Raw genomic sequence first — 22,917 nt, forward strand, 5'->3', positions numbered from 1 at the left:
GTATTAGGCACGCCGCCAGCGTTCGTCCTGAGCCAGGATCAAACTCTCCATAAAAGTAGTTTGAAAGCTCATTAGCTTTGCTAGCGTATCAACTATAAAAGTTGATATCTATTTATTACTTGTGTTTCATTCACTAACGAAGTTAGTTACTAGAAACGTTATTGATTACGTTTTGCTTGTTCAGTTTTCAAGGTTCATTTTGTTTCGTTTAGTGCATCACCTCTTGGCGACTCCTATTATATTACACACTTAAGTTTGAAAGGTCAATAGCTTTTTTGAAACTTTTTTATCCTTTTTTATATTATAGAAAAACTTCCTATATAATATCCCCTACTAATTTTTTAAGATTTACTTGTTCTATACTCTTTTTGACAATCATTTCACTATACTTATTACTTTTAGGAAATCTAATTTAACTTACAAATGAATAAAAAAAACAATTAATTCTTAAAGAATTTTTTCTAAAGAATAAACGTTTAGAATTTATATTTTCTACAATCTCCTATATTTAATAAAAACTCGGCATAGGCGCCGAGTTTTTTAAAACGGGAAGAAAAATGGCACAACAAGCATCATTACGATGAACATCACAATTTGCAACGGTACACCGACCTTTACGAAGTCCATAAATTTATAGCCTCCTGCCGTCATGACAAGTGAATTCGTCGGGGAAGCAATTGGAGTTGCAAACGCCATACTTGCTGCCACTGCTACACCCACCATAAATGTTGTCGGCGAAGCATCCATCGCAATTGCCGCATTCATAGCAATTGGTGCAAACAAAACAGCCGTTGCTGTATTACTAATAAACTGACCAAAAATAACTGTAAGTACATAAATTCCGATTAAAACTCCGTAAGGTCCATAACCTCCGAGGACTTCAATAATACCGTTCGATAAAATTACCATACCACCTGTATTTTCAAGTGCTGTCGCCATTGGAAGCATCCCCGCTACCAAAACAATACTTTCAAAATTCATATTGCTATACGCATCTTCCATATTGCGCAGACATCCAGTCAAAATCATAAGTACTGCACCAATCATGACGGAAATAACTGCTGGGAAAATTTCAAATGCCATTAATCCAATCATAAGTAGCATAATCGCACCTGCTATACCCGCCTTGCCAGTTGCTGCAGCAATGCTAGCATGCTCCTTAGGCTGACCGACAACGACAACATCCTGCGTCTCACGTGCGAGGAGCACAATTTCATCCCAAGCACCTTGCACTAAAATGGCATCACCAAATTTCAGTTTATGCGCAGCCATGTCTTCTAACTTATAGCCACCTCTGCGGTTGATGCCGAGAATATTAAGATTGTATTTTTCGCGGAAGCCAAGTGACTTAACTGTTTCGTTGATGAAGCTTGAGTTAGGCGTCAATAATACTTCTGCAATACCTAGATTCTTCGATACAAGCTCATCCTCTTCACCTTCAACTAGTTCTTCCATCTGTAGGCCGAAATCCGCTACAAAACGCTTAATATCCAACTCTTCACCCTGCACATATATCTCATCGGACACATGAATAACGCTTGTCGGACCAGCCATTTCCTGATACGTCATCGGCAATAAGTTAATACCCTCATGCGACTTACGGTGAATTTTTATAATAAAGAGTGAGTATTTCGCTGGTAGCTTCAGCTCTGCTAAAGGCGTGTCGATAATCTCTGAATTCTCCGGCACATAGACTTTAAATAAACGATTACCTAGATCATATTGTTTAATAATTTTCTTCGGTGATAATTTATAACCTGTATTCGTTTGCGTACGGCTCTTATCATTTGGCAACAGTACGTTACGAATAAGTACCAAATACGTAATCCCGACAATCATGCCGACAATACCAATGGGTGTCATTTCAAAAAAGCTTAGTTTGTCATAGCCCCGATCCACAAGTAATTGACTGACAATCAGATTTGGCGGAGACGCAATCAAGGTCATCAACCCTGATAAACTCGCTACATAAGAAAGCGGTAGTAAAAATTTTGAAGGACTTTCCTTCATACTAATTGCGATACTGACAACAATCGGCATCATGAGTGCCACGGTACCCGTATTACTCATAAAAGCGCCAACTGAGCCAACAATAACAAGAAGTAGCACAAATAATTTCAGCTCACTATCGCCTGACCATTTGAGCAATAGCTGACCGGCCATCCCAGCAAGGCCTGTGCGCAAAATGCCTGCACCAACTACAAAAAGCCCTGCTATCATGAGGACAACAGAGTTTGAAAACCCAGCAAGCGCTTCTGCTGGTGTCAAAATACCCGTAATGACAAACGCAAGTAGTGAAATAATAGCTACGAGATCTGATCGCACACGATTCGTCATAAATGCAAAAATCGTAGCCCCTAAAATAAGAAATGTTAAAGTTAGTTGCACATCCATAATTTCCTTTCCATGAAGTAACAGTATCATTCTATACGAAAAAGGACACAAATAATGAAATTTCACCCTATTTGTGCCCTATTAATAATTCCAACTACACACTTCAGGACACAACTTCATTTTAGTAGTCGAATTTCAACAAATCCGCTCGTTATTACGAATAATCATTACGATGCCAATAAATCGAAAACTTCTTATCTTTAATTGTTTCATCAAATAAGAAAGCTATTTCTTACTACAACTCGACCATTTTTTATGACCGTATTTGTATGATTCATGCCATAAAAATACTGAAGCTGTTTGTAATTTTCGACATCTAGCATAAGTACATCCGCTTGCTTACCAACTTCCAGTGAACCAAGCTGATCTCCTCGATTAATCGCATAAGCAGCATTAATGGTGGTTGCTACTAATACTTCTTCGAGTGTCATGCCCATATGCATACAAGCTAAATTCATCATAAATGGCAAACTCATTGTAGGAGATGAACCAGGGTTAAAGTCAGTCGCAATCGCAACGGGCACCCCCTCATCAATCATCAAACGTCCTCTTGCAAAAGGAGCACGTAAGAAAAATGCAGTTCCAGGAAGTAATACGGCTATTGTACGTGCAGCCGCCATTTTCCGAATGCCTGCATCTGAAGCAACTAGCAAATGCTCGGCTGAAATTGAACCTACTTCAGCAGCTAATTCCGCTCCTTTATAAGGCTCAATTTCATCAGCGTGGATTTTAGGCATTAACCCAAGCGCTTTCCCTGCCTCTAGAATGCGACGAGATTGTACCGGCGTAAATACTCCCTTTTCACAAAACACGTCATTAAATTCAGCAAGATGCAGTTCAGCTACTTTCGGTAACATGTCACGGATAATAACATCGACAAATTCATCCTCACGCCCCTTATAATCTCGTGGTACTGCATGTGCCCCCATAAATGTACTAACAATGTCTATAGCATGTGTTTCATGCAACTTTCTTGCCACTTCTAATTGCTTTTTTTCTGTTTCCCAATCTAAGCCATAGCCTGACTTTGCTTCAACTGTTGTCACACCATACTTCAAAAACGTATCTAAATGGCGGGATGTTTTTCTGTATAACTCCTCGAAACTAGCATCTCTTGTTTGCTTAGTCGTTGCGTGAATCCCGCCGCCCGCATTCATAATTTCCATATAGGTTGCCCCATTTAAACGCATCATAAACTCCTGCTCACGTGTACCCCCATGCACTAAATGTGTATGGCAATCGACAAGACCAGGCATTACCACTTTCCCCTCCGCATCAATAACCTTTGCTTCTGCTATTAAATACGGAAATTCCGCTTCAACTTGAGCTAAAGGGCCGATAGCAGCAATACGATTTCCCTCAATTAAAATACTCGTATTCGCCAATACATTGATGTCCTGCATATTCTCCTTAATGCGCGGACCTTCTGAATCACTTTTTAATGTAATTACTTCGTTGGCGTTTTTCATTAAAATCGTCACTTCACATCACCCTTTAGCATTGGCATGCGCACACCTTTTTCTCGGGCTGTTTTAATAGCAATTTCATAGCCCGAATCTGCGTGTCGTACTATTCCTATTCCTGGATCTGCCACTAACACACGGTTAATTTTATCTGCTGCAAGCTGTGTGCCATCTGCCACTAATACTTGACCCGCATGTTGCGAGAACCCCATCCCCACGCCACCTCCGTGGTGCACACTTACCCAACTCGCACCACCTGCAGTATTGATGAGGGCATTTAAAATTGGCCAGTCTGACACAGCATCTGACCCATCTAACATATCTTCTGTCTCACGATTTGGTGAGGCAACGGAGCCCGAATCTAAATGATCTCGACCAAAGACAATCGGTGCAGATAATTCACCGCTCGCAACCATCTCGTTGACCTTTAAAGCAAAACGATGGCGATCACCGTAACCAAGCCAACAAATACGCGCCGGCAACCCTTGCCACTTCACCATCTTTTGCGCCATATCGATCCAGTTTACTAAGCTGGCATCCTGGGCAAACATCTCTTTTGCAAGTGCATCCATTTTCATAATGTCTTTTGGATCACCTGAAAGCGCAGCCCATCGAAACGGTCCCTTCCCTTCACAAAATAATGGGCGAATATACGCTGGTACAAACCCCGGGAAGTCAAAAGCATTGGTCACACCCATTTCTTTGGCATATGCACGAATGTTATTACCATAGTCAAACACCTCCGCTCCCGCCTGTTGGAATGCCAGCATAAGACGTACATGTTGCGCCATTGTTTCTTTCGCTTTTTGCTCATATATTTCCACATCTGTTTTACGCAATTCTAGCGCTTCTTCAAATGTCATACCGTTCGGAACATAACCGTTTATAGGATCGTGTGCCGATGTTTGGTCGGTCACAAAGTCAGGAATAATGCCACGTTGAAATAGCTCCTGATGTACATCTGCACAGTTGCCAATGAGCCCAATAGATGATGGCTCCTTCTTCTCACTCAGCTCATTTACTAACTGAATGGCTTCATCTACCGTTTCAACGATGTAGTCACAGTACCCTTCCTTGATTTTACGTTCGATGCGTGCCCGATCTACTTCAACTACCAATATAACAGCCCCCGTCATTTTCCCAGCTAATGGCTGCGCTCCACTCATGCCACCCATACCACCAGTCAAAATGAACTTCCCTCGCAAATCTGCTGTGCCAAATACTTTTTTCCCTGCTTCCACAAAACTTAAATACGTTCCTTGTAAAATACCCTGTGCACCAATGTAAATCCAGCTGCCTGCCGTCATCTGACCGTACATCATTAAATCTCGATCCTCTAATTCATAAAAGTGCTCCCAGTTGGACCAAGCGGGTACTAAATTGGAATTAGCAATCAAAATACGAGGGGCATTTTCATGTGTACGAAATATCGCTACTGGCTTTCCTGACTGTATAAGTAGAGTCTCTGTATCCTCTAATTCCTTCAATGAAGCAATAATCTGCTCGTAACTCTCCCAATTACGAGCCGCTTTGCCAATCCCACCATAAACGACTAACTCATCTGGATTTTCCGCTACTTCTGGATCTAAATTATTCATCAACATACGCATCGCCGCTTCCTGTGTCCACCCCTTACAAGAAAGCGATGTACCTCTTGGTGCACGAATTATTCTTTTTGTCTCCATATGCCATCCCCTTTACTCTGCTAATTCGACTAGCTCATCGGATATTAAAAGATAATTTGCCAACGCTTCAATTTCATCTCCAATTGGCTGATCCGTCGTCAGTGGTGGACAAAATTGGCGCACCTTTTTTAAAAAGGCACTTGTCGTTGTTGCCAGCTGTTCTTCTGCCTTTTCCAAATAAATAGCTTGCGACGCACATATTAGTTCAATCGCAATGACCCTTGCTGTATTGCGGACAATTTGATGTACCTGACGAGCAGCTATTGTGCCCATGCTAACATGGTCTTCCTGATTACCTGAAGTGGGGATAGAGTCTACACTTGCAGGGTGTGCTAATACTTTATTTTCTGACACGATTGAAGCTGCTGTATATTGTGCAATCATTAGCCCACACTCAATCCCAGGATTCGTAGCTAAAAATGGTGGCAAACCATCGTTAAGTTGTGGGTTAACCATTCGCTCTGTACGGCGCTCTGAAATATTTGCCCATTCGCATACCCCCAGTTTTAAAAAGTCCATCGCAAATGCAATCGGCTGACCATGGAAATGCCCGCCAGATAATACTTCGCCACTTTCTAGCACAATTGGGTTGTCTGTTGTAGCATTTATCTCAACTTGTACACGATCCTCTGCATAGAAAAAAGACTGCCAGGAAGCTCCGTGCACTTGTGGAATACAACGTAGAGAATAGGCATCCTGCATACGTACCTCCCCTTGCTTCGTCACACGTTTGCTTCCATCCAGCCACTTACGAATACGCCCACCGACAAGCTCTAATTCCGTATGTGGTCTAACCGCTAAAAGTGCCGGTTCAAATGCGGATATGATGCCTTTTAGCGCTTCCATCGAAAGACTCGCTGCCATATCTGCCGCTAACCCGATACGCTCTGCTTCATTCAACGTCACAACACCTATACCCGTCATTGCTTGCGTGCCATTCACAAGCGCTAAACCTTCTTTTGCCTGCAATCTTACCGGTACTAGTCCTGCTCGCTTTAACGCCACAGCCCCGCTCACAATATCCCCTTCAAACTCTGCCTTACCTTCCCCTACAAGCACCAATGCCAAATGCGATAACGGCGCTAAATCACCACTTGCCCCTACTGAGCCCTGCGACGGCACTAGAGGATGCACACCTTTATTGATGCAATCGAGTAAGAGTTTCAATGTTTCCTGACGAATTCCCGAAAATCCCCGCGCTAATGCGTTAGCACGTAAAACCATCATCGCACGTACAATTTCTGTCGAAAACGGATTACCTACTCCCGCTGCATCTGAACGAAGTAAATTTAACTGAAGCAACTCATTATCCGATTCTTCAATGCGTATATGGCTTAACTTGCCAAAACCTGTATTGACACCATAAATCACTTGCCCTTCAGCTAGACACTTTTCAATTCGCGCTCTGCTTAGCTTTACACGCTCTTCACTTTCAGGAGATAGCTCGACTAAGGCAGCTCTCTTCACAATTTGCATTACCTGTTGCCTAGTTAATGTATGGCCATCCAGTTCAATGATTCTTGTCATCCTCCATCACCCTATTCTTCTGTCATTCGCAATAACTCTATTTTTAGCCTTAAAATTGTTGGTACTAAAATAATATGATTAATTTGGAAGGCTATGCGAAAACTCATTTTTGACATTAGATTTTCATAAATTTCGAGAGGAGTTTCGAGGAATTTGAAGAATCATATATAGTAATACGATAAAAATTAGTTAAAGAACATGATTTAGAGATTATCAACTTACAGATTTCGAATAAATATATATATAGTTAGGATGTGATAACTGAATCCACCCACCATTTTCAATTAACACCCCTTATTTTCAACACGCGCATAGTGTAAACGAAAATGCCCTTCTTTTTGACACAAGACTTAATGCTTGAATTCGATATAATTAAAATAATCAAAAAATTTTCAGACAAAAAAATTCCGAAAGAAACCTTATTGTACCTGTGTTTCTGAACAGAAATACATTTTTCATTATTGAGACTCATTGTTTTATTCATTTGGAGTATGAATAAAGCCACCTTCGATTATGCTTATTCCAATAGTGATTATTTATGGATATAAATTCTTTAACGATAATAATTATAATGTACTAGCAATTCTATTTTAGATTTGTTATAGTTAGAAACGAAGAGTTTGACTCGAAAAATTCTTAGGGGGAAAACCATTATGACAAACACAAATGATCGTAGCCGTCGCTTTACAACAGCAGGTGGCGCACCAGTAGTAAGTAACCATGACTCAATGTCTGCAGGTCCACGCGGCCCACTTTTACTTCAAGACGTATGGATGCTTGAAAAATTAGCTAACTTCAACCGTGAAGTAATTCCTGAGCGTCGTATGCACGCAAAAGGTTCAGGCGCATTCGGTACTTTCACTGTAACGCACGATATTACTAAATATACAAAAGCAAAAATCTTCTCTGAAGTTGGTAAAAAAACAAAAATGTTCGCACGTTTCTCAACTGTAGCTGGTGAACGTGGAGCTGCAGATGCGGAGCGCGATATCCGCGGATTCGCACTTAAATTCTACACTGAAGAAGGCAACTGGGATTTAGTTGGTAACAACACACCTGTATTCTTCTTCCGTGATCCATTACACTTCATTGATTTAAACCACGTGGTAAAACGCGATCCACGTACGAATATGCATAACCCTAACTCAAACTGGGACTTCTGGACTTCACTTCCTGAAGCATTACACCAAGTGACAATCGTTATGTCTGACCGTGGCATTCCCAAAAACTACCGTCAAATGCACGGTTTCGGTTCTCACACATACAGCTTCATCAATGCTGATAACGAACGTGTATGGGTAAAATTCCACTTTGAATCACAACAAGGGATTGAAAACTATACTGGCTCTGAGGCTGCTGAAGTAGTTGGTGGCGACCGTGAGTCATCACAACGTGACCTTTACGAAAACATCGAAGCTGGCAACTTCCCTAAATGGAAAATGTCTATTCAAGTAATGACTGAAGAGCAAGCTCGTGAATTGCCATATAACCCATTTGACTTAACAAAAGTTTGGTACAAAGGCGACTTCCCACTTATCCCAGTTGGTGAATTCGAATTAAACAAAAATCCAGACAACTATTTTGCTGAAGTAGAACAATCAGCATTCGCGCCTTCTAATATTGTGCCTGGTATTAGCTTCTCTCCAGACAGAATGTTACAAGCACGTATCTTTGCTTATGCAGATGCACAACGTTACCGTTTAGGCGTTAACCACTACATGCTGCCAGTAAATGCACCAAAATGTCCATTCCGCACATTCCACCGCGATGGCGCAATGCGTTTCGATGGCAACTTAGGCTCAACAATGAGCTACGAGCCAAACAGCTACGGTGAATGGGAACATAACCTTGACTATAAAGAGCCTGAATTACAAATCGACGGTAATGCTGGCATCCACGACTTCCGTGAAGATGACAACAATTACTTCGAACAACCAGGTAAACTATTCCGCTTAATGACTGCGGAACAACAACAACGTCTATTCGAAACAACTGCTGCTGATATGGCGCCGGTTGAAGAGTTCATTAAACGTCGTCACATCTTACACTGCTACCTAGCTGATCCAGCTTACGGTGAAGGTGTAGCAAAAGCTATGGGTCTTTCTTTAGAAGGCATGGACCTTTCAAACCCATACACAAAACAAACAACAAACGTTTAAGTAAACAACTTTTATTGATATCCAAATCCAATTAACTGACCCATGTGAAAATAACATTTCACATGGGTCAGTTTATCTACTAAGGTGTATAAATTGTCAGTAGTTGATTTTTGCTCCGAGTGGACGCTTTCCGCAAAAATCTACTATTTCTCATATAATGTACGATGTACCAAGCTGAAATAAAAATAATATTCTTTTACGGCTATTATAAAATACTCATAAGACTATGAAGTTGCTCATTTTTTATGCAAGGGAAGGCAAGCTCCGCCACGTAGACTTATGTGGGAAAGCTCGACGTTCGCCCATGAAAAGCGAAGTGGCGAGGCTTGCCGGTATTACAACAACACAGTGTTTGTCTACAGTCTAACCCATGTGAAATTAACGTTTCACATGGGTTTTATGGTCCTACGGATGTCTCTACCCCGCTACATGTTGTTGTATATCAAAAGGGAAATTCGAGGAATAGAATTTATCCAATGTAGACATCTATTTTTAGATAGAAAATACTGAATTTGCTAATGATTATGTATTCTTTCTACAAAATATGCTATTATACGTCAAATAAAGCTCTCTTTATCATGTAAAGTATCTTTCAATACATAGCAATTCACTCTTAAATATCTGAAGACTCTGGAGGTATGAATTATGTCCATTCGTAAAAGGTTAGTCAGTGCATTTAGCGTCATTATTTTATTCTTACTGATTAGTTCCATCATCTCTTATTCACAAATTAATAAGATTAGCCAAGAAAACACATTTTTAGTTGACGACCATATCAATAAAGCTTTTATCGTCGAACGAATTGCCAATGCTTCTGCACTTCAAGGTGTTTACATTCGTTCCTACTTACTTGAACCAGAAAACGTAACTTTAGATAAATTACTTGAGCAACAAACTATCATCCATAAATTAGCCGAAAATCTCGATACACTCGTTACTGAGCCCGCTATTAAAGAACAGCTTCAGCTTTTGCTCGAACATCAGCAGCAATTTGAAGAAACTGGTCAGGAAATTTTAGCTGCGTTCGATAGTGGTGATACGCAAAAGGCCATAGACTTACTATCAACAAAAGCCCGCCTTGCAAATGAGAGCATTCAGGACGCTACAAACACCATTTCAGAGTCCCAATTGTCTGAGATTGACCGTGTATATGCAGAAGTACAAAGAATAGCCGAAGTCAGTTCAAAACTCATTATAGCCATTGCTATTTTTACCATAATTTTCGCGATACTTATTTCTGCTTTCATCACTCGTTCGATTACTAGACCTATAACACGTTTAGTAACCGCTGCGACAAGCATTGCTGAAGGTGATTTAACGCATGAAGATGTCGAAGTGAAATTGAAAGACGAGATTAAGGATTTAGCGACTGCCTTTAATACCATGAAATTCAATTTACATACACTCATTCAAAGCGTCACAGTAAACGCTGAACAAACATCCGCAGCGGCACAACAACTAACAGCTAGCACGGAGGAAGTCTCTATCACTTCTATGGAGGTAGCGAAACGCACTGAAAGTTTAGCAGAAGGTGCCAACCACTCCGCAGCCACTGGACAAGAAAGCTCTGCAGCTATGGAGGAAACTGCACAAGGTGTGCTGAAAATAGCAGAGGCTACACTAGAATTACACACAATCGCGACAGATACTCAGTCAGTGGCTTCCGTTGGTGAGAAAACATTACAAACAGCGGAGCAGCAAATGACGATCATTCAGCAATCTTCATCTGAAACAAGCGACCGCATTCAACAGCTAAGCAAACAATCTGCTGAAATTGAAAGTATTGTGAAAGTCATTACAGATATCACAGAGCAAACGAATTTACTGGCACTAAACGCAGCGATTGAAGCCGCACGAGCTGGTGAACACGGTAAAGGTTTTGCAGTTGTCGCTGACGAGGTACGCAAACTAGCAGAAGAATCTAAAGCATCAGCTCATCAAATTGTTGCCCTAACTTCTCTTATTCAAAAAGACACAAAAGAAGTGGAACAAGCCGTACTGACAACAGCACATAATGTGGAGGATGGCGTAAACTACATTCAAGATGCGCAAGTTTCATTTGATAATATCATGCAATCCATTCGAGAAATGACTAGCCAAATTCAAGAGGTATCCGCTTCGACCGAGGAAATTTCTGCTTCGACTGAAGAAGTGGCCGCTTCCATCAATGAAATGGCCAACCTTGCGACTCAAGCTTCCTCTGAATCTGAAGGAATTGCAGCTGCCACTGAAGAACAATCTGCCACAGTTCAAGAAATTAGCAATGTCGCAAAATTACTAACGGATGGCGCATTAAAAGTACAACAAGAAGTCAATAAGTTTAAAATCTAACAAATACGAGGCTTGTGTCTAAGATGAAAAATTATCCATAGATACAAGCCTCATTTTTTATTTATAAATCTGACTACCCGCCTCTTTAAATTCCTTCGCCTTCTCCTGCATCCCTTGATGAATAGCCTCCGTTGTATTCAAATCCTTATCTTTTGCATAATTACGAATATCTTGTGAAATTCTCATACTGCAAAACTTTGGCCCGCACATAGAACAAAAATGCGCAGTTTTTGCACCCTCAGCTGGCAATGTTTCATCATGGTATTCCACTGCTCTCTCTGGATCTAGCGACAAATTGAATTGATCACGCCAACGGAATTCAAACCTTGCCTTTGACAATGCATTATCACGTACTTGTGCGCCTGGATGACCTTTCGCTAAATCCGCCGCATGTGCTGCAATCTTGTACGTAATCACGCCCACACGTACGTCCTCACGATTCGGTAAGCCTAGATGTTCCTTCGGTGTCACATAACAAAGCATTGCTGTACCGAACCAGCCAATCATTGCTGCACCTATAGCAGACGTAATATGATCGTAACCTGGTGCAATATCTGTCGTTAAAGGCCCTAATGTATAGAAAGGAGCTTCCTTACATACTTCCAATTGCTTATCCATATTTTCCTTAATCAAATGCATCGGCACATGCCCTGGTCCTTCTACCATCACCTGCACATCATGCTGCCAGGCAATTTGCGTCAGCTCCCCTAACGTATCAAGCTCCGCAAACTGCGCCTCATCATTGGCGTCCGCTATCGACCCCGGGCGTAAGCCATCCCCTAGTGAAAAGGCCACATCGTACGCTTTCATAATTTCACAAATTTCTTCAAAATGTGTATATAGGAAGTTTTCTTGATGATGGAACAAGCACCACTGCGCCAGTATCGAACCACCACGTGACACAATGCCTGTAACACGACTTGCTGTCAGCGGTACATAGCGCAACAATACTCCCGCATGAATCGTGAAATAATCCACACCTTGCTCGGCTTGTTCGATTAACGTATCGCGATAAACTTCCCACGTTAAATCCTCTGCTACACCATTGACCTTTTCAAGTGCCTGATAAATCGGCACCGTCCCTACTGGCACAGCCGCATTACGAATAATCCATTCACGTGTCGTATGAATATGCTTACCCGTGGATAAATCCATAATATTATCCGCACCCCAACGTGTCGCCCACGTCATCTTTTCGACTTCCTCCGCAATGGATGAGGATACTGCAGAATTTCCAATATTCGCATTAATTTTCACATGAAAGTTCCGCCCAATAATCATTGGCTCTGCTTCTGGATGATTAATGTTAGATGGCATGATCGCACGACCTGCCGCAATTTCAGCACGCACAAATTCCGGCTCCATGTTTTCACGAATTGCTACAAACTCCATTTCCGACGTAATGATACCCTTTCTTGCATAATGCAGCTGTGTCACATTATGCCCTTTTTTCGCACGTATTGGCTTACGATAAAGAACTGGAAAAACATTATTTTTCATCCGTGGATCATCCATATTTCTGAAGCCGTTATCTTCAGGTCTAATCATACGACCTTCGTACTCTTCTACATCACCGCGTTCTCTAATCCAAGCACTACGTAACGCTGGCAATCCCTTTGTAATGTCAATGTTGTACGCCGGATCCGTGTAGGGACCACTCGTATCGTAAACACGCACCGGTGGGTTTTCTTCTTCCCCAAAACTACCCGTCGTCGGACTAAGCGCAATCTCACGCATCAGTACTAAAATATCCGGTCTTGACCCTTCCACATATACTTTCTTACTACCATCAAAGCTTGACATAATCGTAATGTTTTTCTCGTTAACTGTTGTCATGAACTTTTCCCGCTCCCTTTTAAAATGAATTTTCAGGACCGAACCCAGCTCACGAAAGCGAGTTACACTACTACAAAAGAAAAGCCGAATCCAAAAAAATATTGGATCCGGCTACGAATGTAAAGGTTGTATTGACCACAAAAAAAACGTTGTAGTCATCATTAACTTTCCCACGCTGGTATGAGCCAGATCAGGTCCAAAGGGTCAAGAAACTTCTATGTGTTTCCCTCTCAGCCCGACTCATCGGACTCCCCTAGTTAAGGCTATTCAGTTTGATGATAGTGTAGCAGAATGCACTAAGATATGGAAGTTATAGAACTATTTTTCAAGCAAATAATATTTCAGCTACATAGATAACAACTGTCACTGTTAGACAGCTCACAATCGTAGAAAACAATACAGTTTGCGCTGCTGTTTCCGATTCCACATCATATTCTAAAGCGAGACTTGAGCTATTCCGAGACGTCGGAAATGCACTTGCGATTAAGAGCGACTGTGCCACAACACCGTCTAAACCTAAAGCAAAAATAATAAGTAGCGCTACAGCTGGTCCAATTATCAATCTAGTAAAGCAGCTGACAAATACCGTTTTATTGAACATCGATTTTAATTCGAGTTGTGATAGCTGTGTACCGAGCGTAATAAGTGCTATCGCGATAAAGCTGTCTGCCACATGATCAATTGGAATACGGATAAACTGCGGAATACCAATATTGAAGAAATTCATCACCACACCAATCATAAGTGCATGGATAATCGGCATTTTGAGGAAATCCTTCACGATCGCTAATCCCGATTTAGTAGAAGAAATAAGATTGTACAGCCCATAAGTATACGTCGTCATATTTTGGAAGATGACAAGAATCACTTGAATAGCGACACCAATCGGCTGCGTCACAAAAATCATTTGCGCAACCGGAATACCATAGTTGCCGGAGTTAATGAGCACCACGCTATTTTTAAAGACCGCCGCTTCTGTTTTCGCAAGTCCAAGAACTTTGGCTATGAAGTGACTCAACACCATTTGACTGCCGATAAAAAGCAGTATGAATAACGCCACTTGCCCTAACACCGAGACCTCGACATTCGTTTCATATATATTCACAAACACCGCCGCTGGCATAAAACAATATGTAATGAGCTGAGATAATGCCTTTAAATTAAATTGAAACTTCCTTTGCAAAATAGCTCCTAACACAAGCAGGACTAATATTGGGGCAACAATTTGAAAGAAAATCATGCCGAGATACATCATAAAAACTGCCCCCTTCTTTGAATTATTATGTCTTCATAGTAGGACTGTTTGTACGACAGGTCAATAAATCTTTGAAAAGTCTGAAATCTTTTTTTTCAAAACAGTATACATAAAAGTTGAAACTTTCCAAGCGAATGGATTACCTTCATCTTAAATTCCAAATGTGCATACTGAGCCACTTCTTTATTAGTCCGACGTCCCACTACAATTAAAACTAGCCACCACTCAAGGCTGATCCCTTTATAAGACTTCTGCCACCTGTATATATAGGGATTTTTTTCTATTTGTGTACAAAAAATTTTAAAAAGACGCCATTAAGCCACTACTTTCTACTTATTAGTGAAAATTTCGACAATATAAAATCCATCACATTACTATAAATGATAAAATAAGGATATATATAACCCTATTTACTAGAGAAGGAGATATATCCATATGAAACATAAACGAAAAATAGCACTACTCTCGGTAGCAGCCCTTCCTGCAATGGTTACGTTAGTGCCAAGTGTAGATGCAGCGCAACAGACAACTCCAACAAGGTCAGGCTCTTGGGTCAATCCACAGCATATATTTGACGGACAGCCACAACCGAGCTTGCGTTCACTTTCTACAACTACGACTAGTGCCGATACAGCTTCAACTAAGAATGAGCTGGAAAGTATTTTAACAGCTAAATTTAAAAACTATGAAACAACCTTTACTGTGAAATACACAGGTCCTACAGCAGGATTACAAGCAGCCCTAACTGAAATTTATACAGATTTCGATAAGGTCCCAGGAAATCAATTTTACACAGCTGCTACGATTTCTCGTGACTACACATATTCAGGCTATGTCAATAATGTAACGATTGCCTTTGACATAAAATACAACACGACAATAGCACAGGAAGAACAAGTCAAAAAGGAAATAACAAACATTATAAATAGTAATATCACATCTGAAATGTCAGAGCTCCAAAAAATCAAAGCGATTCATGACTATGTAGTAAAAAATGCAACATTTACGAAGGATTCAAAAGGTAGCCCACATGCCGCACATACACTACTAACAGAGAAAAAAGGTGTTAGCCAAGCTTATGCACTCGTAACATACTATTTATTAAAGGAAGCTCGTATTGAGGCACACTATGTAACAGGTACAGCTGCTGGCACACCGCACGCTTGGAACGTTGTGAAATATAATAATGCGTATTATCACTTAGATACAGCTTGGGATGAGCCAGCGATTCGCAATGCGAGCAACACTGATGATAAGGCGATTAGCTATCAATATTTCCTACGAGACAGTACTGGGTTTAACACGCATTCAAATTTCACGCTTCCTAATGGTGTTTCAATAGCTCCTAATGCCGATGCAAGCTTTAAAGATTTGCAAAATGTCATCAAACCGATTACCGATGAAAATATGCTTTACTATGTGAAAAACACAGGAGAGCTAGCAAGCTTAGACTTAAAGCCATTGCCAAATGTGGGCCATGCCGCTACTCCTGAAAGTTTAAAAGAGGTAATTTTCACATCCGCCGATACTGCGTCTGTCGACATTAAAGCAAAGGACTTAGTACTGGATAAAGAAAATGGCTGGTTATATTTTAGTAACTTGACTGATGGAAAAGGCTATCTTTATAAAGTTAAAACAGATGGCACAGATCTTACACCTGTTGTTAAAACCTATGTTACTGATTTAGATATTTCTGGTACAACATTGACATACAAAAAGGCAGATGGTACGCCAGTGACAGTCTCACTTGTTAATGATAGTAGCGCCGGCTCTAAAGTCGTTGCATTAATCACTAAATTCGCTACTTCTACACCACCGCTTCTGCAAGATATCGTCAAGGCAAAAATAGCTTTTGATAAATTATCAGTTTCACAACAGGTATTTGTAGGCAATCGCAATATCCTTAAACAAAAAATTGACGAAATCCAAGCAGTTCCCGATGGTCCTAGTAATATTGCCTTACGAATTGCACAATTAGATGAAACCGATGTTGATTTCGTCACTAAAGCAAATAATTTACTAGCTGCCTATCAAGCATTAACAACAACAGAAGATCAAACAATCGTATACAACTATGGTGTTCTTGTAAACGAGTTAAAAAAACAAGAGGAAATTGCTGCAAAATCTGAAGCTGTATGGGATATGATTAAGAACTTAAACTCAACAAAAGCAACCTATTTTGCTGATGTTAAAGCAGCAAAAAAAGCATTTGATGGACTTACACCTGCGCAACAAGTACCAATTGATAATATAGCGAAATTGAATACGGCAGTTGCTGCAATGATCGCTGCGGAGAATGAAGTCTCAAACATTATTTATCAACTTAGCTTACTAAACGATCAGGCAGCTAATTTTGAAGCTGCATTTACTCAATTAGATGCGCTCATAAAGCCACTTTCCGATAGCAAAAAAGCATTAATCACGAATAAGAGCATTTTCGATAAAGCAAGAGCAACATATACAACTTATACAAAAGAAGTTAATTCGCTTAAAACAGACATTGAAACAGCAATCTCAGGTGATCCAACAGATGCGCAATTAGAAGCACTTTACAAGCGATACTTAGCATTTAATCCTGCAAAACGAAAAATGTTTGTGGATCTTATTCCAAATCCACTGGATGCATTACACACCGCTATGGCTGCTGATTTTGCGAAAACAAATACAGTTGATGCAGTTGTTAATAAAATCAATGCATTAAAGGCGGAGAATACCAATTTCGTATCGGACGTAAACGACGCTAGATTAGCTTATGAGGCTTTTATTGCCGCATATCCATCTTTGCCACAAGGAGACCAGGACAAACTTGACGCTGTTACACCACGTTTAACTATCGCAGAGGATCTTGTTGTAGACATTAAATCAATCATTACAGCTATTACAACGATTCCAACATCTGCCCCATCAACAACAACATCGGCAGATACATTTACAGTGGATTATACAAACGTTGTGAATTCAGTAACTGACAAAATTAATGCGTTGAAAGGCAAAACTCTTGTTGGTTCAGACCTTATTCCTGAAGATTTACTAATGGAAAACCATGCTGAAAAGCACATTTCAATTCAAACCATGGAGCTATATAATACTGCCCAGAGAAACATTACGGATGGGAACAAAGCAAATGATCAGCTTAACGCACTAAGTGTTGCATCGACACCAGCAGACATCACAGCGGCTCGTGCTGCCTATGACAAATTAACAGACATCGGTAAAAAATTCGTGGAACCTACTGCCTTAGCAAAATTAGTGGCACAAGAAACTCGAACAAACCAAAAAGCTGCGGATGAAGTAACTGCACTCATTCTGGCATTAAAACAAACAGATCAAGACTTCCTTGCTAAACTAAAGGAGGCAAGAAAGGAATATGATGCGTTAACAGACCCACAAGAAGCACTTGTTAGTCACGAAGCCAAAACAAAACTGATAGATCTAGAAAAAGCTTCAGAAAACCTCACGAAAGTGTACAATGCCATTGAAGCCATATCTGAAGAAGATGTGAAAAATTACATTGCAAATTATGATGCTGCCCAAGCCCTTTATACGAAATTGGATGAAGATCAAAAACCGCTTATTTCAAATAGGGACAAGCTCGACACGGCAAAGGCCAACATCGATGCAGCAAAAGCTGTGATTGCGGAAATTGATACTTTATCAAAAGATTCTACAGAAGAAGCCATTTTAGCTGTGAAGGCTAAGTATGATACCTTAGAAGAATTCCAGAAGAAGCTCGTAACAAATTATTCGAAGCTAGAGTCACTAGTTGATAAGACGAACGGCAAAGAACAGGCTGAAGCTGTGATCGCCATGATTGACAAGCTCGATGAAACAAAGAAAACCTTTGCTGTTGATGTAAAAAGAGCGCGGGAGGCATACAATAAACTCTCCGACAAACAAAAAGAGTATGTCACAAATTATGATGACCTTTTAGCAGCCGAGAAAAAAGTGGCTGACCTTGCAGGCACGAGCGATATTGCACAAAAGTTAATTGCGCAAATCGCGGCCATCAACAACACAAGCGCGTCATTCAAAGCAGATGTCGAGGCAGCAAAAAGTGCCTATGCCGCACTACCAGAAGAGCAGCAAGCACTTATCAATAACTACAACGTATTAAAGGAACACCTAGTAACCTATGACACATACGCAGCGCAAGCGAAGAAATTAGAAGATAAAATTAATGCGCTTAGTAACACAAGTCCTGGCTATCAAGCGGCATTAGCAGCATTGCAAAGTGAGTACAATGCCTTCAACGCCGCACAAAAAGCATTTGTGCCTGAGTATGCTGTGAAGCTTTTAAACGCTGCTCAATCGGGGATCGATGCAGTACGCAACGTAACAAATATGATTTTGGCACTAAATCCATCTAGGCTGACATTCCATGCGGATGTAGCAAATGCTCGTGCCGCTTACAATGCACTCATAAAAAATCACGGGGTCTATTTAGCTGCTTATTTAGAGGAGGCTCTTGAGAAGGCCGAAGCACTTGTAGAAAAGGACAAGACTGCTGCACGTAAGGTAGTAAACGCCATTAACTCGCTATCAAGTGACTCCATTCGTAAAGAAATAGATCGTGCACGCCGCGTTTATAACAACTTAACAGCTTTACAAAGACCGCTAGTGACAAATCTGCAAACACTTATAGACTTTGAAACAGGCAAGTTAAGTTACAATACAAGCGGCATTCCAGATGGCGTAGATACCGATGACAAAGATACAAACACTGAGGAAACAAATCTTTTACCAGACTTTGCGGCTATCCCAGGAGAAAGAACCGCGATGACTAAATCAAAAGGTGACACTTACACAGCACAAATCTTTGTATCTAATGAAGTTGGTAACTCAGAGCGCTTTATACTGACAACAAGAGCCAATGTAACAGCCATTATCCCACCAACAGTGACAGTTGTCGGCGATAAAACAGGCACAATAGCAATTGAAATCCAAGCAACATCGAGTCGAGTTTCGTTTAAAGCTACAATGGACAAAAAACCTGTAACTTTTGCGACAGAGGTAGACATCATCATAGAGTCTGTACCGAAAAATTCAGTTATTCTACGTGTTGACCAATTCGGCAACCGTGTACCAGCAACATACACAGTAGACGGCGATCAATATACGATTAAAACGAATGGATCCGATACATTTATAATTACACGTTCAAATACAACATTTACGGATATTCAAAACGATAGTCATAGGGAATACATCGAGGAGCTTGCTGCTCGTAACATTATCCAAAACGATGGTAATGGTAAATTTAATCCAAATCAAAACATCACACGCGCAGAGTTTGCCGTGATGATGGCTCGCGCTTTAGATATTCAACCGTCAACAGACACAAACTTTAACGATATTAGAGGAAAATCATATGAAAGTGAAGTTCAGGCACTATATGAAGCTGGTATCATCCAAGGCGTTAATTCGACGACCTTCAATCCAAATAGCACCCTAACGCGCCAACAAGCTGCGATGATGGTAGAACGGATGCTAGATTACGTTAACGTTGATACGAATGTATGGGAGTCTCCACAGTTTACGGATGCTCATCTAATCGCAGACAGTGCCATTAATGCAGTTGCACTTATGCAAAGTCTTGACATTGTATCAGGAAAAGCTGACGGCTCATTTGATCCACTAGGCAAATTAACTCGCTCACAATTGGCGAAAATTTTATACAAAGCCCTGCAATCTGCAGATTTGTTGTAAGTAATTTAAGGGCTCTGCTGATGTGGAGCCTTTTGAAAAACTACTAAATTATAGGAATATATGTTATATTAGTTACTAAATACATTAATTAGGAGTGGTCATATTGAAAAATAAAGCGCTAACTACGTTAATGGCAACAGCTATAACAGCATCCATGGTGTTACCAGGAACAACTGCAAGTGCAGCTTTGAATGATTTAACTGTAAATCATTCAAATTACAATACGGTACAAACAACTGAAAAAGTCGCGTCATCTGAAGAAGTAATCCCTTCTGGAGAAGTTTCACTAACAATTACAAGTTTTTCAAGTAATACAATCCAAACTTCAAAAGGGCAATTAACAATTAGCGAATCTCTAAAGCCTATCTTTAAAACTACAAATCGTCAGGCACTTACTAATGCGAAAGCTACAGTTAATGTAGTTAATGGTAAAGTTACAGATATCATAGCGCTGACATTAAGTAAAATGGGTACTAGCAAAAAACCAGTGGTATTCGATGGTGGTAATGCTAAGATTTCCGGCAATCTTACAGTTACTGGCGATTATAATAAAGTACAGAATCTAACGATTTCAAAAGAACTAATTGTGACTGCTCGAGTAAAGAAAGCGATCACAATCGAAAGCGTCACAGTTGGTGATACGATCACATTCCAACCTTTACGACTGAAGAAAATAAGTTGGCTAAATGTTACACTCAAAGATATGCTTACGCCAGATATTAACGTACAACGCAATAAGATAATGCTAGATTCAGATAAACTTATTTCTAATATTCAGGTAACTGATGATGTTCCTTTACTAGAAGTTGATGCAGATGTTGGGAAACTTGTTATTGATGTTAAAAATGATTTTAGTCTTCAAGGAAACGGTAAAATTGAGCAAGCTACAGTCAAAGGTGGCAATAATGTCGCTTTAGATTCTTCCCATCATTTCAGCAAGGTGCAAGTAGACGATAATAATGCAAAAGTTACTTATGCTGTTGTGGATAAGACTGCATTAACTGCATTAATTGCCTCTATTCAGTACGTTCCTGTAAACAATAATGAATATTACAACGGATACAATAATGGATATTACAATGGATACAATAATGGATACAATAATGGATATTACAATGGATACAATACTTACACTACTGAAAAATGGACGACACAAGCTGATAGAACAATATTCGACACTGCCGTTGCGAGTGCTCAAGCGGTAGCCAATGATACAAGAGCAACAAAAGAGCAAGTAACAAACGCTATCACGCAATTAAATAACGCCATTGCTATCTACAAAAACGCTCAAAAGTCTTACGCTGGCGATAAAAATACACTGACTAATCTTATCAATTCCGTTCAGTATGTAGATGTTTATTATTATTGGAATGGCAGTAATCAATATCCTAATACAGCTTGGACAACTCAAGCAGAAAAAGATGCGCTAGTGAACGCTGTTTCAACCGCTCGAAATGTCGTGAATAATTACAACGCTTCACAGTATGAGATTACAAATGCCATCAACAATTTAAATAATGCTATCACGACTTATAAGAACAATTATAAATATGGTAACTCTGGAAATGGATACTATGGTGATAGATCAACGCTTACGTCGCTCATCGATAATATCCAGTATGCTGAAGTTTCTTGGAATAATGGATATGGTTTATCATATTGGACAAATTGGACAACGCAAGATGTAAGAACCATTTTTGATAACGCTGTTTCATATGCTCGAACTATAGCATATGATCATTCTACTACACAGCATGATGTGACAAACGCAATCACTTACTTAACCAATGCCATTAACACTTACAACGAAGCCAAACGCCCAGGCTTAAATTAATCAAAAGGACCCTGCATATGCAGGGTCCTTTTCCAATCTCACATAAATGCATATCTCAGCACAAAAACTCATCTTGGGACATGGCCATTCTTAATACCAATCCTCTATTTCCACACTTGGTCCCACCTCAAATTGCTCCTGAAGCATTTTCTGTAACAGCAAATACTGTCTCTCAACATCTTTCAGATTATTAAAGATATAATAAAGCTTCATTAACATAAAATAACTTCTTTCTTCCTCTAGGTAAATAGCCTGGCGCTTTTCCTCTCCCCCTACAGCAGCATCGTAGTTTTGTTCATTTATGTAAAACTCGCTCAGTTATTGCCTATGTTGCAACCATAACCGTTTTAGTCATTCTCTTTCACTTCCCCCCCATATATAAGCCTGCTCTCCAAGATAGCTACCCTTATACGCATGTAAAACATGTTCATGCGCCTCTAACCTGTTGCGCTGGAGCGGTTGTAACGCTTTCAATTGTTCCAACCAATCCTCCACATTAAAACGAACATGGTCGATTGTTAACTTATAGTCCGAAATAAACAAAGGACTTGAAATGCTAATAGATATTAATCCATACCTTTACAATGTTTGTCGTATCGTATAGACTGTCGTGTACAACTGATTGGCCGCCTTGGCCAGTCACTTAAAATGTCGAGGACCACTTAATAGCACGATATCACTTGGCAGTGTTTTACACTGCTCAGAGACAGGTACCGATTTGTCGATA

At 40.3% G+C, this 22,917-nt stretch carries 10 protein-coding genes and 1 riboswitch; of the genes, 4 read left to right on the plus strand and 6 right to left on the minus strand.

Annotation, left to right across the window (positions count from 1 at the left end; genetic code table 11):
* Nucleotides 1–540: 540 nt before the first annotated feature.
* The 4 genes from ACIQ2D_RS18270 to hutH form a co-directional block, all read right to left on the minus strand.
* Nucleotides 541–2,394 (minus strand): SLC13 family permease, encoded by a 1,854-nt coding sequence (locus tag ACIQ2D_RS18270; protein WP_402866627.1) that lies wholly within the window; start codon nucleotides 2,392–2,394, stop codon nucleotides 541–543.
* Nucleotides 2,395–2,606: 212 nt separating this feature from the next.
* A complete protein-coding gene (gene hutI / locus ACIQ2D_RS18275; RefSeq protein ID WP_402866797.1) occupies nucleotides 2,607–3,863 on the minus strand; it encodes an imidazolonepropionase in 1,257 nt (418 codons plus the stop codon).
* A gap of 8 nt (nucleotides 3,864–3,871) precedes the next feature.
* On the minus strand, nucleotides 3,872–5,542 hold the full coding sequence (gene hutU, locus ACIQ2D_RS18280; RefSeq protein WP_402866630.1) for a urocanate hydratase: 1,671 nt from the start codon (nucleotides 5,540–5,542) through the stop codon (nucleotides 3,872–3,874).
* 12 nt (nucleotides 5,543–5,554) lie between these two features.
* The gene (gene hutH / locus ACIQ2D_RS18285) at nucleotides 5,555–7,069 is read right to left on the minus strand and encodes a histidine ammonia-lyase (protein ID WP_402866633.1); all 1,515 of its coding nucleotides are present in this window, start codon (nucleotides 7,067–7,069) and stop codon (nucleotides 5,555–5,557) included.
* 653 nt (nucleotides 7,070–7,722) lie between these two features.
* Here hutH and ACIQ2D_RS18290 point away from each other — a divergent pair.
* A complete protein-coding gene (locus ACIQ2D_RS18290; protein WP_402866636.1) occupies nucleotides 7,723–9,228 on the plus strand; it encodes a catalase in 1,506 nt (501 codons plus the stop codon).
* A 645-nt stretch (nucleotides 9,229–9,873) separates the two neighbouring features.
* Nucleotides 9,874–11,559 carry a methyl-accepting chemotaxis protein gene (locus ACIQ2D_RS18295; RefSeq protein ID WP_402866638.1) on the plus strand — a complete coding sequence of 562 codons (1,686 nt, stop codon included), beginning with the start codon at nucleotides 9,874–9,876 and terminating at the stop codon, nucleotides 11,557–11,559.
* A 57-nt stretch (nucleotides 11,560–11,616) separates the two neighbouring features.
* Here ACIQ2D_RS18295 and thiC read toward each other — a convergent pair whose 3' ends face one another.
* Nucleotides 11,617–13,395, minus strand: a complete 1,779-nt coding sequence (gene thiC, locus ACIQ2D_RS18300; protein ID WP_402866641.1) for a phosphomethylpyrimidine synthase ThiC — start codon at nucleotides 13,393–13,395, stop codon at nucleotides 11,617–11,619.
* A gap of 150 nt (nucleotides 13,396–13,545) precedes the next feature.
* Nucleotides 13,546–13,660: riboswitch (TPP riboswitch) on the minus strand.
* Nucleotides 13,661–13,720: 60 nt separating this feature from the next.
* Nucleotides 13,721–14,650 (minus strand): AEC family transporter, encoded by a 930-nt coding sequence (locus ACIQ2D_RS18305; protein WP_402866644.1) that lies wholly within the window; start codon nucleotides 14,648–14,650, stop codon nucleotides 13,721–13,723.
* Between the two features lie 435 nt (nucleotides 14,651–15,085).
* Here ACIQ2D_RS18305 and ACIQ2D_RS18310 point away from each other — a divergent pair, with 435 nt between their 5' ends.
* Together ACIQ2D_RS18310 and ACIQ2D_RS18315 are read left to right on the plus strand one after the other, a co-directional pair.
* Nucleotides 15,086–20,356, plus strand: a complete 5,271-nt coding sequence (locus tag ACIQ2D_RS18310) for an S-layer homology domain-containing protein (RefSeq protein WP_402866647.1) — start codon at nucleotides 15,086–15,088, stop codon at nucleotides 20,354–20,356.
* Nucleotides 20,357–20,486: 130 nt separating this feature from the next.
* Entirely contained in the window at nucleotides 20,487–22,190 is a 1,704-nt protein-coding gene (locus ACIQ2D_RS18315; protein ID WP_402866650.1) for an S-layer protein, read from the plus strand.
* Nucleotides 22,191–22,917: the final 727 nt, after the last annotated feature.

Origin of the sequence: Lysinibacillus sp. NPDC097287 (genome assembly GCF_044761695.1) — a bacterium.
In the GTDB taxonomy this organism is placed as follows: Bacteria; Bacillota; Bacilli; order Bacillales_A; family Planococcaceae; genus Lysinibacillus.